The 16,742-nt window shown below is 59.0% G+C and carries 12 protein-coding genes; 2 read left to right on the forward strand and 10 right to left on the reverse strand.

Annotation, left to right across the window (positions count from 1 at the left end; all coding sequences use genetic code 11):
• Positions 1-105: 105 nt before the first annotated feature.
• The 5 genes from GRH90_RS06500 to pgpB all read right to left on the reverse strand — a co-directional run bounded on the left by GRH90_RS06500 (position 106) and on the right by pgpB (position 5,326).
• Positions 106-1,206: an ABC transporter permease gene (locus GRH90_RS06500; RefSeq protein ID WP_162365136.1), complete on the reverse strand. Its 1,101-nt coding sequence runs from the start codon at positions 1,204-1,206 to the stop codon at positions 106-108.
• Position 1,207: 1 nt separating this feature from the next.
• Positions 1,208-2,728, reverse strand: a complete 1,521-nt coding sequence (locus tag GRH90_RS06505; RefSeq protein ID WP_162365137.1) for a sugar ABC transporter ATP-binding protein — start codon at positions 2,726-2,728, stop codon at positions 1,208-1,210.
• A complete protein-coding gene (locus GRH90_RS06510) occupies positions 2,725-3,342 on the reverse strand; it encodes a DUF2291 family protein (protein ID WP_162365138.1) in 618 nt (205 codons plus the stop codon). The genes GRH90_RS06505 and GRH90_RS06510 overlap by 4 nt, the downstream gene beginning before the upstream one ends.
• A gap of 46 nt (positions 3,343-3,388) precedes the next feature.
• Positions 3,389-4,330, reverse strand: coding sequence for a D-ribose ABC transporter substrate-binding protein (locus tag GRH90_RS06515; protein ID WP_162365139.1), 942 nt, complete (start codon positions 4,328-4,330; stop codon positions 3,389-3,391).
• A gap of 240 nt (positions 4,331-4,570) precedes the next feature.
• On the reverse strand, positions 4,571-5,326 hold the full coding sequence (gene pgpB, locus GRH90_RS06520; protein ID WP_162365140.1) for a phosphatidylglycerophosphatase B: 756 nt from the start codon (positions 5,324-5,326) through the stop codon (positions 4,571-4,573).
• Between the two features lie 271 nt (positions 5,327-5,597).
• Here pgpB and ribA point away from each other — a divergent pair, with 271 nt between their 5' ends.
• Entirely contained in the window at positions 5,598-6,191 is a 594-nt protein-coding gene (gene ribA, locus GRH90_RS06525; RefSeq protein WP_162365141.1) for a GTP cyclohydrolase II, read from the forward strand.
• Between the two features lie 147 nt (positions 6,192-6,338).
• On the forward strand, positions 6,339-6,746 hold the full coding sequence (locus GRH90_RS06530) for a helix-turn-helix domain-containing protein (protein ID WP_162365142.1): 408 nt from the start codon (positions 6,339-6,341) through the stop codon (positions 6,744-6,746).
• 118 nt (positions 6,747-6,864) lie between these two features.
• Here the strand turns inward: GRH90_RS06530 and GRH90_RS06535 are convergent, their stop codons facing one another.
• The 5 genes from GRH90_RS06535 to topA all read right to left on the reverse strand — a co-directional run bounded on the left by GRH90_RS06535 (position 6,865) and on the right by topA (position 16,733).
• Positions 6,865-8,229 (reverse strand): L-serine ammonia-lyase, encoded by a 1,365-nt coding sequence (locus GRH90_RS06535; protein ID WP_162365143.1) that lies wholly within the window; start codon positions 8,227-8,229, stop codon positions 6,865-6,867.
• Between the two features lie 85 nt (positions 8,230-8,314).
• The gene (locus GRH90_RS06540; RefSeq protein WP_162365144.1) at positions 8,315-9,604 is read right to left on the reverse strand and encodes an HAAAP family serine/threonine permease; all 1,290 of its coding nucleotides are present in this window, start codon (positions 9,602-9,604) and stop codon (positions 8,315-8,317) included.
• Positions 9,605-10,072: 468 nt separating this feature from the next.
• Positions 10,073-12,745 carry an aconitate hydratase AcnA gene (acnA, locus tag GRH90_RS06545; protein ID WP_162365145.1) on the reverse strand — a complete coding sequence of 891 codons (2,673 nt, stop codon included), beginning with the start codon at positions 12,743-12,745 and terminating at the stop codon, positions 10,073-10,075.
• Between the two features lie 136 nt (positions 12,746-12,881).
• On the reverse strand, positions 12,882-13,856 hold the full coding sequence (gene cysB, locus GRH90_RS06550) for an HTH-type transcriptional regulator CysB (protein WP_162365146.1): 975 nt from the start codon (positions 13,854-13,856) through the stop codon (positions 12,882-12,884).
• Positions 13,857-14,144: 288 nt separating this feature from the next.
• Positions 14,145-16,733 carry a type I DNA topoisomerase gene (gene topA / locus GRH90_RS06555; RefSeq protein WP_162365147.1) on the reverse strand — a complete coding sequence of 863 codons (2,589 nt, stop codon included), beginning with the start codon at positions 16,731-16,733 and terminating at the stop codon, positions 14,145-14,147.
• Positions 16,734-16,742 lie beyond the last annotated feature (9 nt).

The following is a 16,742-nucleotide window of genomic DNA, read 5'->3' on the forward strand; positions in this document are numbered from 1 at the left end:
CTCTTTCGTTAGTTTCTCGCCGCGCTCGCATTTTTACGCATAAAAGAATATTTATTCAGCTTAAGCCAAAAAAAACCGCCATCAGCCTGCCGCGCCTATATGACGTTATTCCGGCGCGCCCTCTTTGATGATTTTCTGCGACACAATAGCCGCCTTGCGCTGCATCCGGTTTTGCATCTGATCGATAATCACCGCCACGATGATCACCATGCCTTTGATCACCATCTGCCAGAACTCGCTGACGCCCATCATTACCAGGCCGTCGGCCAGGATGCCGATGACAAACGCGCCGATCAGGGTGCCCACGATGGTGCCGCGCCCGCCGGCCAGGGACGTGCCGCCCAGCACCACCGCCGCGATGGCGTTCATCTCAAACGCGGTGCCGGTGGCCGGATGGCTGGCCACCAGCTGCGAGGACACCACGATCCCCGCCACGGCGGCGCACAGGCCGGAGATGGTGTAGACCCAGACCTTGACCTGCTTGACCTTGATGCCCGACAGCTCGGCGGCGCGCTCGTTATCGCCGATGGCATACACATGCCGGCCGAACGGCAGGCGGCGGGCGATATAGGCAACGATCAGCGCCAGCGCGAACATCATCCAGATACTGTAGGGTACGCCGAACAGCGTGCCGGAGCCGATCAGGTCGAAGCCGGTATTGCCCAGGCGCGGATTGCCATCCAGGCCCGGGAAGGTTTCGCCGTTGGACAGCAGCATCGCCGCCCCGCGCACGATATACATGGTGCCGAGGGTGCAGATAAAAGGCGCGACGTTATAGCGGGTGATAATCCAGCCGTTAATCGCGCCGATAAGCCCGCCCAGCACCAGCACCGCCGGTATAATCAGCCAGACGCTGGGGAAGATGGCGACGCCGAACATCGGCAGCACGATGCCCTGGGTCAGCATCCAGCCGGCGAACATACCGCACAGGCCGAGGGTGGCGCCGATGGACAGGTCGATGCCGGCGGTAATGATGACAAAGGTAATGCCGAGCGCCAGAAAGGCGTTGATCGAGATGTGTTTCATCATGATGATGATGCTGCCGGTCTCGAGGAATCCCGGCACCGTCGCGGTAAAGAATCCCAGGATCAGGAATAACGCGATAAAGGTGCGCAGTTTTAGCAGCATTAGCAGCATATTTTCGCGCGAGCGAAAGCGCCGGGTGCCCGTCAGGGGCGCTAATGTCGCGGTGTTGGTTGCTTTCATATCAAAACCCTTTTGCACTCGCCGTGACCAATGCCGATTCCTGGGCCGATTGACGCTCGACATTGGCCGTCAATGTACCGTTCGACATCACCAGAATACGGTCGGAGACCGCCATGATTTCTTTTAAGTCCGACGTGGAAAACAAAATGCCGATGCCCTGCTCCGACAACGCCACCATCATCTCGAACACGTCCGCCTTGGCGCCCACGTCGATGCCGCGGGTGGGCTCGTCCAGCAGCAGCAGCTTCGGGTTGGTCAGCAGCGATCGGCCGATCACCACCTTCTGCTGGTTGCCGCCGCTTAACGCCTGGATTTCCACATCCGGCGACGAGACTTTGATCGACAGGTTGCCGATGGTGGTCGCCACCGCCCGCTGTTCCTCCAGGCGCATGATGCTGAAGCCGTGCTGCAACCGACGCCACAGGCTGGCGATGGTCAGGTTGACCGCCACCGACGAGGCCGGGAAAATCCCCGTCTTTTTCCGGTCCTCCGGCACCAGGCTCATGCCGAGCCTGATGCGGTTGGCGGTGGACATGCCGGTGGCGACGGGCAAATCCCCCAGCCAGATCTTGCCCAGGTAATTGCGCTCGGTGCCGAGCAGGCATTCGAACAGCTCGGTACGGCCGGCGCCCATCAGGCCATAGATGCCGACGATTTCCCCGGCGCGCACGTTGAACGATACATCGTTGACCACCGGATGGCCGGCATCGTTGACGCTGGTGATGTGATCGGCCTGCAACACCGGCAGGCCGAAGGTGCGCCCCGGTTTGAGAAATGTGGTGACAGGGTCACCGCCGAGCATCTCGCGCACGATCCAGGGCACGTCTATCTCGCTGACCACCGCCTCGGCCTGGAAACGTCCGTCGCGCAGGATGGTGATGTAATCGCCGATGGCCATCAGCTCTTCCAGCCGGTGCGAAATATACACGACCGACACCCCCTGGCGCGTCAGTTCGCGGATCACCCGGAACAGCACGTTCACCTCGGTTTTGCTTAATGCCGAGGTCGGCTCGTCGAGGATCAGGATATCGGCCTGCTCCGCCAGCGCCTTGGCGATTTCCACCATTTGCTGCTGGCCGACCTTCAGGTTGGCCACCAGTTCGCGCGGCGAGATGGGCTGGTCCAGTCGGTCCATCAGCTCGGCGGCAATCCGTTCCTGCCCGGCCTGGTCGATAGGCCATAATCCCTTCTGGTGTTCGCGGCCGAGAAAAATATTCTCCGCCACGTTCAGGTTTTCCGACAGGTTAAGCTCCTGGTGCACCATGCCGATGCCTTTCGCCGCCGCGTCGCGCGTATTGGCAAAGGCGACGGGCTTACCGTCAAGCTCAATCCGGCCGGCGGTGGGCTGCTGCACCCCGGCCAGCACGTTCATCAGGGTGGATTTGCCGGCGCCGTTCTCGCCGATAATCACATTCACCTTGCCGCGATAAACGTTGTAGTCCACGTTATCCAGCGCCAGCGTGCCGGGGTAAAGCATGCTGATGCCCTGCGCGCGCAGGATGATGTCCGGTGTCGCGCTCATTGTGTCGTCCCCCGCGTCATCTCCAGCGCCACGGCGTCGTCGATGCCGTCTGCGCGTAAAGTTACCGCCGCCAGCACGTCCACCGGCTGGCCGATCCAACCTGCGTCCAGCGCCGGCAGGCCGCTTAACGCCTGTTTGTTCAGCGCCTTGGCCACCTGGGCGAACTGCACCTGGTTTTTAAAATCCTCAAAGCGGATAAACCCGGCGGCGTCGCGCACGGCGTTGCCTTTGATAATGGGTCCCAATTGCAGCGTAAGCGGCTCTCCGTTGACGCTTAGCTGGAGCTTACGCTCCAGGCCGTCGGTATCCACCGCGGTTACCTTGCCGCTAAATTTGGTGTAGACGCTCTTGCCGTCCGTACCTTTCAGCTGCCCCTGGGCCTGCTTGAGCGCGGCCCAGTCCAGCGCGTTGACGTGCGCGGCGGGCAGAATCTTCGGCACCCAGAATGCCTGCGCGATCTGCGCCGGGGTCTGGCTGGAATAGTCCGGCCCGGCCGAAGGGTCGGCGGGGATAATGGGTTTGCCGCTGCTGTCCAGGCCGACCACGTCACAGGCCGTCAACAGCAGCAGGATCACACACCCTAATCCCGTCTTGCGTAATGCGTTGAGCTGCATGTCGTCTCCCAGGGAAGAGGCCGCCCGGCCCCTTCCCGCGCATGGATTATTGTTTCAGGCTAAAGGTCTTCAGGTTTCTGGCATTGGTCTCGTCGATCAGCACGCAGTCCATCAGCTGCTTCTCTTCTTTGGCGGCCTTGCCGGTCGTCAGGTAGACATCCGCCTGCTCCACCGCCATTTCCGCCTGCGCCGCGGCCGGCTGCAGCACCGTCGCCTTGATGTTGCCCTTGGCGATAATCGAGTCGCGCACATAGTCGCTGCCGTCGAAACCCACCAGGATCACATCCTTGCGCCCGGCGGCCTTCAGCGCCGCTTCGGCCCCCAGCGCCATGGTATCGTTGCCGGAAATGACGCCGGTAATGTCCGGGTTGGCCTGCAGGATGGACTCCATCCGGCTAAAGGCCTCGGTCTGGCTCCAGTTGGCGGTTTGCTGGGCCACCATCTTCAGGCCGGTGTATTCATCAATCACGTCGTGGTAGCCCTGCGAACGTACATGGGCGTTGGTATCGGATTCCTTGCCCAGCAGTTCCACATATTTGCCTTTGCCGTTCATCAGCTTGACAAATTTTTCCGCGCCCAGCTGCGCGCCCTGGTAATTATTGGAAACGATCTGCGCCACCGCGACGCCGGTGGCGTTGATTTCGCGATCGATCAGGAAGGCGGGTATACCGGCGGCCTTGGCCTTTTTCAATGGCCCGATGGTGGCGTCGGAGCCGGCATTATCCAGCACAATGGCCTTGGCCTTGCGGGCAATGGCGGTTTCAATCAGCTGGTTCTGTTTACTGACGTCATCGTCATGGGAGGCGACCAGCGTGGTGTAACCCAGCGCGGTAGCCTTGGCCGAGGCGGCGTCGGCCTCCGCCTTGAAGAACGGGTTATCATGGGACGGGGTAATAATGGCAATTAGCCCTTTATCCGCGGCAAACGCGGCCATGGACAACGACAAGAGGACGGCGGCGACACAAGGTTTCAGTAGGTAGGTGTTCATTATTGTTCTCCTGGATGAATACATGTGAATATATATTCACTTTTGATTTTATATTCATACGGAGTGTGGCAAGTCCCTGGCATAATGTCCATGGCGATTGTCAGGAATAGCGAGAGCTGTCACAAAACGCAACAAGACGATTACATCGAATCGCGCTGTAACGCCTTATGGCGCGGCAGGCCCGCCAATACCAAAGCTAAAGCGTGCCGGCGGGGTTAACAATGGAACCTATCGGGAAAACTACGCGCGGGTTTTAATATCCCGCGCCTCGTCGGGCTTGGGCGTCAACGGCCCCACCCAGCGCTGCACCAGCCAGCAGGCAAGCGTAATCATCAGCCAGCTCAATACCGTGCCCATCACCAGATCACGCGGCCAATGCATGCCCAGGATCATCCGGCTGCACATCACCGCCACCGCCCATGCCATGATCAACGCCACCGACGTAAAGTGCCGGCGCGGCCACAGCAGGCCCAACGCCAACAGCGCCCAGCTGGCGGCGAAAATCGTATGTCCCGAGGGAAAGGCAAAGCCGGTATCGTGCTGCCAATGCCTACGCAGCCAAGGCGGGATCTGCCGCTCATCCTGTAACTCTTTTTTCACCCACTGCGAACGCGCCTTGCGCGGCAGCGAGTAAAATGCCCGATCGTCGATGGAGAACTGGTCCTCCAGCCAAAGCACATAAGGCCGCGGCTCCTGCACCTGGTCCTTGATAACCGTTTTAAGCCCCTGGCCGATTAACAATGTCGCGCCCAGGATACAGGCCAGTCCCAGCGCGGGTTTTAGGCGAAAGCGCAGGCACCAGAGAAACCAGCCCAGCAATAACGCGCTGGTCACGGCCCCCCAGGGGGAGGTGACGGTCTGGGTTACCCAGAACATGCCCCGCCACCAGCCGGCCCCATTCTCAGGATGCCACTGCCAGCCACTGACCCAAACCAAAATTGGTATTATCATCAGTAACACCGCGCCCAGGCCGGTACGTTTCGCTATTTCATACATAAAAATATTTTTCCGTTAAATGTCTTTACCGCTGAATAGTTTAACGTCGGGGCGGCGGCAATATTCCCAACGCGGCGTGCCGCTTGGTAAGCAATTGTGACCATCAAATGAATATTTTGCCAGTAAACAGGATTTTACACCGTCAGTTTTCAGTAAAATTATGGCAAAATGCACTATTAATGAATCTTCGCGCACCTGACCGCACCCTATTTGCTCAAAGGGCATTACCGAAAGTGGGATGAGCGTCGTTATAGAAGTTTTGGAGAGTAACATGCAGCTTAAACGTGTGGCAGAAGCCAAACTGCCGACACCCTGGGGCGATTTCCTGATGGTTGGATTCGAGGAATTAGCCACCGGACACGATCACCTGGCATTGGTTTTTGGTGATATTACCGGGGTGGAACCGGTGCTGTCGCGGGTGCACTCCGAGTGCCTCACCGGCGACGCCCTGTTCAGCCTGCGCTGCGACTGCGGTTTCCAGCTCGAGGCCGCATTAACCCACATTGCCGAGGAAGGCCGGGGCATCCTGCTCTATCACCGCCAGGAGGGCCGCAATATCGGCCTGCTGAACAAGATCCGCGCCTACGCCCTGCAGGATAAAGGCGCCGATACCGTGGAGGCCAACCACCAACTGGGTTTTGCCGCCGACGAGCGGGATTTCACCCTGTGCGCCGACATGTTTAAACTGCTGGGCGTTGAGTCGGTGCGTTTGCTGACCAATAATCCCCAAAAGGTGGAAATCCTTACCGAGGCCGGCATCAACATCACCGAGCGGGTGCCGCTTATCGTCGGCCGCAATCCGGAAAATGAACGTTACCTCAATACCAAGGCCGCCAAGATGGGTCATCTGCTGGATATCAAATAACCCGCCCCCCGCTTCATCACCCCACCCGCCGGGGATGGCCGCTCCGCCACCCGGCGCGTCGCTGAGTCCCGCGATATGGGATCGACCGCCCGGATCGCCGTGTTTCGTTAAGGTATAGTGCCCCCTTTACATCCAGGGTCCCTTGCCATGAAGTTCAGTACCATGAGCGACAGCGAAATCATTGCCGATCTCTGTTGCCGGATCAAAGACGCGCGCATCGAGCAGCGCCTGTCGCAAATCGACCTGGCCGAACGCTCCGGGTTGGGCATTGCCACCATCAAGCGCGCCGAAATGGGCGGTTCGGTCACCCTCAGCACGCTTATCTGCATCCTGCGGGGCCTAAACCGCCTGCATCAGTTGGAAGGGGTGTTGTTCGACGCCGAGGTGCGCTCGTTTAACGCGCAAATCAGCGGTGAAAAACAGAATGCGCCGCTGCGCATCCGTAAGAAAGCCGTTTCCGCGGACGAAGCGGAAAAACCGCCGGTGGAAAACAACGCCGACGCCTCCGCCGTCGACTGGTATATCTCCGCCGCCGAAAACAATATTCTGTGGTGAGCCCAGGCGGCGCTATCCTCGCCGCCGCGCTAACCCCGCCCCCGGGATAACGCCGTACGCACGCGGGGAGCGCCCCCCCGATGGCGATGGCCCTGGCTTGACGCCCGCCGGCTCCACGCTATTCGCACAGCACCACCTTGATCGCCAGGCCGCCGCGCGACGTCTCGCGGTATTTGGCGTTCATATCCTTGCCGGTTTCGTACATGGTCTCGATAACCTTATCCAGGGACACCCGTGGTTCCGTGGTGCGGCGCACCGCCATGCGCGCGGCGTTAACCGCCTTCATCGCCACGATAGCGTTGCGCTCGATACAGGGCACCTGCACCTGGCCCGCCACCGGATCGCAGGTCAGGCCAAGGTTATGCTCCATGCCGATCTCCGCCGCGATGCAGACCTGTTCAGGGCTGCCGCCCAACAGCTCCGCCAGCCCGGCCGCCGCCATGGAGCAAGCCACCCCAACCTCGCCCTGGCAGCCCACCTCGGCGCCCGAAATCGAGGCGTTCATTTTGTACAGCGCGCCTATCACCCCGGAGGCCAGGAAATAGCGCAGGTATGCCTCCGAGGTCACCGGCTGGATAAAACGATCGTAATAAGCCAGCACCGCCGGGATAATACCGCAGGCGCCGTTGGTCGGGGCGGTCACCACCCGTCCGCCGGCGGCGTTCTCCTCGGCCACCGCCATGGCGAACATATTCACCCAGTCCATGGCGTTCATCGGATCGCTGGAGAAGCGATCGTTGGTGAACAGCAGCCGGTGCAGGCTGGAGGCACGGCGCGGCACCCGGATCGGCCCCGGCAATACGCCTTCGGTGTTCATGCCGCGCCGCATGGCGTTTTGCATGGTGCTCCATACCGCGCCGAAGTATTGCTCGATCTCCTCGCGGCTATGCAGCGCCAGCTCGTTTTTCATTACCACCGCCGACAGCGACAGGCAGTTATCGCGGCAATGGCGCAGCAGGTTCTGCGCCGAAAAGAATGGAAATGGCACCGCCCGCCCGGATGGGCTCTTTTTGCCGAAATTTTCCCGATCGACCACAAAGCCGCCGCCGATCGAGTAATAGATTTTACTGTACACCAATTCGTCTTGCCGCCAGGCGTTGAAAACCATGCCGTTTTCATGCAGCGGCAGGTTCTCGTCACGAAACCGGATGGCGGATGCCACCGCAAAATCCACGTCGTAGCCGTCCGCCAGGGGCAGCCGTCCGCGCTGGCGCACCTGGTTGATAAACTGCGGAATCGCGTCCACGTCAACCGTAGCGGGCGCGTTGCCGGCCAGGCCCATGATAATGGCGATATCGGTATGATGCCCCCGGCCGGTTAACGACAGAGAACCATACACGTCCACCGCGATACGCCCGACCGAGGGGAGCAGCCCCTGCGCCAGCAGGTCGTCGGCAAACATTTTCCCGGCCTTCATCGGGCCGACGGTGTGGGAACTGGATGGACCGATGCCTATCTTGAAAATATCAAAAATGCTAACCATAACCCTGTCCTTAACATACTGCGCAGATGATGTTTCCCTGCGGGAGCGTCGGCGCGAAAACGGGCCGGGCCGGCCCGGCCCGGCGTCAGCCCATCAGGCTATAGATAATCGCCGACATGGCGACCAGGCCCATCAGCACGACAAATAGGTTGCTAACGCCGCCGCTGTATTTTTTCATCGCCGGGACTTTCTGGATGGCGTACATCGGCATCAAAAACAGCAGCATAGCGATAACCGGCCCGCCCAGGGTCTCGATCATACCGAGGATGCTGGGGTTCAGCGTCGCCACCAGCCAGGTGGTCAGCAGCATAAAGATGCCGGTAATACGGTTAAGCGACGCTTCGGAGGCGGTTTTGCCCCGGCCACGCAATGACTTGATTATCATGCCGTTGAAACCCTCGCGCGCCCCGAGATAATGGCCCAGGAAGGATTTGCTGATGGCGACGGTGGCGATGATCGGCGCCATCCAGGCAATCAGCGGGTTGTTAAAGTGATTGGCCAGGTATGACAGGATGGAAATATTCTGCGCCTTGGCTTCCATCAAATCGGCGGTCGACAGGCTGAGCGCGCAGCTGAACACAAAAAACATCACCGTCGCCACCATCATCACATGGCTGCAGGCCAGGATACGGGAGCATTTTTTCTCCGCACCCACGCCATATTCCTCGCGTTTTGCCACCGCGAACGAGGAGATAATCGGCGAATGGTTAAACGAGAACACCATCACCGGGATCGCCAGCCACAGCGTAACCATCAGGCTATTGCCGGTCATGCCGCCGGCAACGGTGGCGCTGTCGAGAATAGCCGTGCTCCAGTTGGGAATTAAATAAAGCGCCAGCAGCATTAACGCCGCGACAAATGGAAAAACCAGGATGCTCATCGCCCTGACGATCATCTCCTTGCCAAAACGCACAATGGTCATCAGCCCGAGGATCAATATCAGTGATAATATCGCCCGCGGTGGCGCCGGCAAATGAAGCTGATGGGTAATAAAGCTGTTAACGGTATTCGTAATCGCCACGCCATACACCAGGCAAATAGGATAGATAGCAAAAAAATACAGCAAGGTGATTAATTTACCAGCGCCGACGCCAAAATGTTCTTCGACGACTTCCGTTATATCCTCGCCGCCATTTTTACCGGATAATACAAAACGGCATAATCCGCGGTGGGCAAAAAAGGTCATCGGATAAGCAATAACCGCCATGATAATGAGCGGCACTAGCCCGCCGATGCCCGCGTTAATGGGTAAAAACAGCACGCCCGCGCCGATGGCCGTGCCGTACAGGCCCAACATCCACATGGTGTCGCTTCTGCGCCAGCCGGAGACGGGGGACGCCTCCAGCACCGACGCGCTGTCCGTGATGCTATTCATTGTGCTGTTCTCCTCGGGGAACGTTTAAATAAAAATGCCGTGAATATGTTAAACATATTGCTCTAACGTTAAAAATAGCCATGCATGAAAATAATAATATATTTTCATGCGGGCGCTACCTTTGCAGTGGCGGCATTCTATATCAAACGAAGAATATAATAACCCTGTCGAGATCACAAAAGTGGATGTATTAATAGAGTAAATCAAAAGAAGGATTGAATATAAAGAGTCAAAAATGATATTTAAATCCTGACCGTCTTTAAGGTTGATAACTTGATACTTTATATCGGTTAATAATAACAGAAATAATGCTTCAGGCCAATCAAGATAATAATTTAACCTGGCAACTTAAATAAACACTACCTGCAAATAATATACTCCACATCATCAATGTCACGCGAATTTGACCACTTCATTACTCCCGCCGCTTCGCGTCCCCCCCCCGGGGGTTGGGACGCGCCGGCAAGATTACAGCATCTTGCGAATCACGTAGTTCAAAATGCCGTCATGTTTAAAGTAGGTCAGCTCATTGCCGGTATCGATGCGGCAACGGGCCTGTATCGCCTCCTGGCGTCCGTCGGCATGGGTGATGCGCACCGCCACCGCCTGGCCCGGCGTCAGGTCGTCCAGGCCGCTGACGCTGATGGTCTCGTCGCCGGTCAGGCCCAGCGTTTTGCGGGTCACGCCGGCCGGGAATTCCAGCGGCAAAATCCCCATGCCGATTAAGTTGGAACGGTGTATACGTTCGAACGACTCGGCAATCACCACCCGGATGCCCAGCAGCCTCGGCCCCTTGGCCGCCCAGTCGCGGCTGGAGCCGGAGCCGTATTCTTTTCCGGCGATAATCGCCAGCGGCACCTTGTCCCGCTGGTAGCGCATGGCGGCATCGTAAATCGCCAGCTCGTCGCCGGACGGGATATGACGGGTAATGCCGCCCTCCACCCCCGGTACCATTTCGTTGCGGATGCGGATATTGGCAAAGGTGCCGCGCGCCATCACTTCGTAGTTGCCGCGCCGCGATCCGTAGGAGTTGAAGTTGCCGGCCTCGACGCCGTTTTCACGCAGGTAGAGTCCGGCCGGGCTGTCCACCTTGATATTGCCCGCGGGGGAAATATGGTCGGTGGTAACCGAATCGCCCAGCATCGCCAGCACGCGCGCGCCGTGGATGTTTTCCACCGGCTTGGGCTGATGCTGCATGTCGTCGAAAAACGGCGTTAAGCGTATATAGGTGGAATCGTCCTGCCAGTCATAGGTCGGCGTGCTGTTGACCTCGATATTTTGCCATTGCGCGTTACCGTTGAACACCGCGCTGTACTCTTTGTGGAACATAGCGCTGTTGACCAGGGCGACCGCATCGGCGATCTCCGCCGAACCGGGCCAGATATCCCGCAGGTAGACCGGTTGCCCCTGCGGGTCGGCGCCGAGCGGATCTTCGCTCAGGTTGACCATCATATTGCCGGCCAGGGCATAGGCCACCACCAGCGGCGGCGAGGCCAGCCAGTTGGTTTTCACCAGCGGGTGGATGCGTCCCTCAAAGTTACGGTTGCCGGAAAGCACCGCCCCCACCGTCAGGTCGCCGGATTTTATCGCCGCCTCGATGGACGCCTTCAGCGGGCCGGAGTTGCCGATACAGGTGGTGCAGCCGTAGCCCACCAGGTTAAAACCCAGTTGATCCAGGTAAGGCGTGAGGCCGGCGGCGGCAAGGTAATCGGTAACCACCTTGGAGCCGGGCGCCAGCGAGGTCTTGACCCAGGGCTGGGTGCGCAATCCTTTGTTAACCGCATTGCGCGCCAGCAGGCCGGCGGCCATCAGGATATTGGCATTGGAGGTATTGGTGCAGGAGGTGATGGCGGCAATCACCACCGCGCCCTGGTGCAGTTCATGCGTTTGTCCGTCCAGCTCGAAGGTCTGGAAATCGGGATGGTGGGTGCGCTTGGTGAAATCCAGCTCGTCGCTGGCGCGGAACGCGGCGGGCACGCCCGGCAGCGCCACGCGATCCTGCGGGCGTTTGGGGCCGGCCAGGCTTGCCACCACGCTGCCCATATCAAGCTCAAGGGTGCTGGTAAAGCGCGGTTCGTCGCCATGATGGCGCCACAGGCCCTGCTGTTTGCTGTAGGCTTCCACCAGGGCGATTTGCTCCTCGGAGCGGCCGGTCAGGCGCAGGTAATCCAGGGTAATGGCGTCCACCGGGAAAAAACCGCAGGTGGCGCCGTATTCGGGCGCCATATTGGCGATGGTGGCCCGATCCGCCAGCGGCAGCGCATCCAGGCCGTCGCCGTAGAATTCGACAAATTTGCCCACCACGCCGTGCTTGCGCAGCATTTGGGTGACGGTAAGCACCAGGTCGGTGGCGGTAATGCCTTCGTTGAGTTTTCCGAGCAGTTTAAAACCGACCACATCGGGGATCAGCATCGAGACCGGCTGGCCCAGCATGGCCGCCTCGGCTTCGATGCCGCCCACGCCCCAGCCGAGCACGCCCAGGCCGTTAACCATGGTGGTATGCGAGTCGGTGCCCACCAGGGTATCGGGATAGGCCACCGCCTCGCCGTCCTGCTCTTCATGCCAGACGGTGAGCGCCAGGTACTCCAGGTTAACCTGGTGGCAAATGCCGTTTTCCGGCGGCACCACGCGAAAGCGGCTGAACGCCTGCTGTCCCCAGCGCAGGAACTTGTAGCGCTCGAGGTTCCGTTCCATTTCCAATTGATTGTTTTCGGCAAATGCGCGGTCGTCGCCGTAGCTGTCGACGGTAACCGAGTGGTCGATAACCAGATCGACCGGCGACAGGGGATTGACTTTATCGACGTCGCCGCCCAGGCGCTTGACCGCCTCGCGCATCGCCGCAAGATCCACCACCGCCGGGACGCCGGTAAAATCCTGCATCAGCACCCGCGCCGGACGATAGGCGATTTCGCCGTCGGCATGGGCATGCTCCAGCCAGCCCGCCAGGGCGCGCAGATCCGCCTCGGTAACGATATCGTCATCCTGGTTGCGCAGCAGGTTTTCCAGCAGGACCTTCATGGATTTAGGCAGCCGGTCCAGGTTGCCCAACCGCCGGGCCGCCCGCGGCAGGCTGTAATAGCGGTAGGTTTTATCGCGTATGACCAGTTGGTCCCTACTGGCTTCCCGCAGGGTTGTCGACATAGCTCTCCTCCAGACTTTTACTTTATTATAGTCATAACCCTATTCAGGTTGAGGCATTGCAGTAAACAATTTACAAGAATTACGCAACTTTTTTATAACATAAAGTGTCGTCAGCGCCGCGGATGCGCTGAGCAGGTCACTTTACCGGTAATTTTATATCCTTGAACATCGCTTCGATTTCTTCATTGGAACGCAGGGCCACCGCGGTGTCCACCACGTCGCGGGTGAGGTGCGGCGCGAAGCGCTGGATAAAATCATACATATAGCTGCGCAGGAAGGTGCTGCGGCGAAAGCCGATTTTGGTGGTGCTAAGGGCAAACATGGCGTCGGCGTTGATTTTGACCAGATCGGGATCGGCCTCGCCGCTTACCGCCATATTGGCAATCACCCCGACCCCCAGTCCCATGCGGACATAGGTTTTTATGACGTCGGCGTCGGTGGCGGTGAAGACGATGCGCGGCGTAAGCCCGGCGCGGTTAAAGGCGGTGTCGAGCTCCGAGCGGCCGGTGAAGCCAAAGGTGTAGGTGACCAGCGGGAAGGCCGCCAGTTCCTCGATGGTGATGTGTTCCTTGCCCGCCAGCGGGTGGGTGGGCAGTACCACGATCGCGCGGTTCCAGTGGTAACACGGCAGCATGACCAGGTCGTCGTAGAGGTGCAGCGCTTCGGTGGCGATGGCAAAATCCGCGATGCCTTTGGAGACCGCTTCGGCAATTTGCGTCGGCGATCCCTGGTGCATGTGGAGGGAGACCCGGGGATAGCGTTCGATAAACCCTTTGATCACCTCCGGGAGGGCATAGCGCGCCTGGGTGTGGGTGGTGGCGACATACAGCGAGCCTTTGTCCGGGTAGGTGTGCTCGCCCGCCACCGCCTTGATGGCATCGACCTTGGACAGGACTTCGCGCGCGATGCGGATAATCTCCATGCCGGCCGGCGTGACCTGGGTGAGGTGTTTGCCGCTGCGGGCGAAAATCTGTACCCCGAGTTCGTCTTCGAGCATGCGCACCTGTTTGCTGATGCCGGGCTGGGAGGTGTAGAGGCCTTCAGCGGTGGAAGATACGTTCAGGTTGTGGTTCACGACTTCAACAATATAGCGAAGCTGCTGCAATTTCATTTTTGTCATCCTGGCATACATATGGCGCAAGAGCACTGGTCAAAATCGCGGCCTTAGGGCGCGGTCGTTTCCCGGGCGTCGAAGGGTGAAAGCTAATCTTGCAATTAATACTATTTAATCATAAAAAATCGCTATATATAACTTATTTATCAGACATAAAAAAACCAACCCGCAGGTTGGTGATTGACGACACGCCCGATTTAGCAAGGCTGATAACGGGCATGCCCTGCCATGGGGCGTTTTGGCGGCCAGAAAAACCATGGCCGCGTCTACCCCATCGGCGGGCGGTTATTTTTTGGCGACCTGCCATTTGCCGTCGATGTAGAACGCCGTCCAGCCGGTGGCCTTGCCCTCTTTTTCCGAGGAGACATACTGCTGCTTGGTCTTGCGGCTAAAGCGCACCAGCGCTTTATTGCCTTCGGGATCTTTTACCGGCGCGTCGGCCAGGTAGCGCAGTTTTTCCGGCAGGCGATCTTTAAATCGCGCCAGTTCCTCCACCAGCGGCGCCCGGGTTTCCCGTGATTTAGGGAAGGTGTTGGCCGCCAGGAAAACGCCCGCCGCGCCGTCGCGCAGGACAAAATAGGCGTCCGACTTTTCGCACGGCAGCTCGGGCAGCGGCACCGGATCTTCCTTTGGCGGCGCCACGTCGCCGTTGCGCAGGATCTTGCGGGTGTTTTTGCACTCTTCGTTGGTACAGGCCATGTACTTGCCGAAGCGTCCGAGTTTCAGATGCATGTCGGAGCCGCATTTTTCACACTCGACCACCGGGCCGTCATAGCCCTTGATCCTGAATTCTCCCTGCTCGATTTCATAACCGTCGCACAGTGGATTATTGCCGCAGACGTGCAGCTTGCGGCCGTTGTCGATCAGGTAGCTGTCCATGGCGGTGCCGCATTTCGGGCAACGGCGGCGGGCGCGCAGGGCGTTGGTTTCGGCGTCTTCGCCCTCGAGCAGGTTGAGGGTTTCCGATTCCGGAATCAGGTTGATGGTGGTTTTGCAGCGTTCCTTCGGCGGCAGGGAATAGCCGGAACACCCAAGGAACACGCCGGTGCTGGCGGTGCGAATGCCCATCTTGCGTCCGCAGGTCGGGCAATCGATGCTGGTCATGACCATTTGGTTGAGGCGCATGCCGCCCTCTTCCGGATCCTTTTCCGCCGTTTCCAGCTGGTCGCTGAACTCCTTGAAGAACGAGTCCAGCACCGCCTTCCACTCGGCCTCGTTGTTGGCGACCTGATCGAGCTTGTCTTCCATGCGGGCGGTGAAGTCGTAGTTCATCAGCTCGCGGAAATTTTCCTCCAGGCGATCGGTGACGATTTCACCCATTTTTTCCGCGTAGAAACGACGGTTTTCCACCTGCACATAACCACGATCCTGGATGGTGGAGATGATCGACACGTAGGTGGACGGGCGGCCGATGCCGCGTTTTTCCAGTTCCTTGACCAAAGACGCTTCGCTGTAGCGCGCGGGCGGCTTGGTGAAATGCTGGCTGGGCAGCAGTTTTTCCAGATCGAGGGCCTGGCCCACCGCGACCTGCGGCAGGGTGCGGTCTTCATCGCCCTTGCGCAGCGCGGGCATGACCTTGGTCCAGCCGTCAAAGCGCAGGATACGACCCTTGGCGCGCAGCAGGTAATCCGCCGCCTTGACCGTCAGGGTGGTGGAGTCGTACTGCGCCGGCATCATCTGGCAGGCGACAAACTGGCGCCAGATAAGCTGGTAGAGCTTCTGCGCGTCCGCTTCCATGTCCTTAAGCTGCTCGGCTAAATTGCCGACATCGGAGGGACGGATGGCCTCATGGGCTTCCTGGGCGTTGCCCTTGCTGGCATATTCATTGGCCTGCTTGGGCAGGTATTTGGCGCCGAACTCCGCGCCGATATAATCCCGCGCCATGGCCAGCGCGTCCTGGCTCAGGTTGGTCGAGTCGGTACGCATATAGGTAATATGCCCCGCTTCGTACAGGCGCTGGGCCAGCATCATGGTTTTCTTGACGCCGTAGCCCAGGCGGGTGCTGGCGGCCTGTTGCAGGGTCGAGGTGGTAAAGGGCGCGCCGGCCTTGCTGCTGGTCGGCTTGTCCTCGCGATCGGCGATGACGTACTGCGCGTTTTCCAGTTGCTTGACGGCGGCCTGGGTCTGCGCCTGGTTGACCGGTTTAAAGGGCTTGTCGCCGTGGTGGGTAACCTGCATCTGCAGTTGCGCCTTGGCCGACACCTTAAGGTCGGCGTGCAGTTCCCAATATTCTTCGGGCACAAAGGCTTTTATCTCGCGTTCCCGTTCCACCACCAGGCGAACGGCCACCGACTGGACCCGGCCGGCGGACAGGCCGCGGGCCAGTTTTTTCCACAACAGCGGCGAGACCATATATCCCACCACGCGGTCCATAAAACGCCGCGCCTGCTGGGCGTTAACCCGGTCGATATTCAGCTCGCCCGGTTTTTTAAACGCCGCGGTAATGGCATTGCGGGTGATTTCATTAAATACGACGCGGCTGAAACGGTTGTCATCGCCGCCGATCACTTCCCGCAGGTGCCAGGCAATGGCTTCCCCTTCGCGGTCAAGGTCGGTTGCGAGATAGATATGGTCGGCATTCTGCGCCAAGGCCTTGAGCTCGCTAACCACTTTTTCCTTACCGGGCAAAATCTCGTAATGCGCTTTCCAGCCATGGTAGGGATCAATGCCCATGCGGTTGACCAGGGCGGTTTGCGCGTCGCTTTTGACTTTTTTGATTTTGGTGGCGTCGGCGCTTTTTTTAGTGGCGGAACCGCTGGTGGGCAAATCACGGATGTGACCAACGCTCGACTTAACGACGTAGTCATTGCCTAAATATTTATTAATCGTTTTGGCTTTCGCCGGGGATTCAACGATAACGAGAGCTTTACCCATGTTTACCTT

It is taken from the genome of Acerihabitans arboris (assembly GCF_010131535.1).
In the GTDB taxonomy this organism is placed as follows: Bacteria; Pseudomonadota; Gammaproteobacteria; order Enterobacterales; family Enterobacteriaceae; genus Acerihabitans; species Acerihabitans arboris.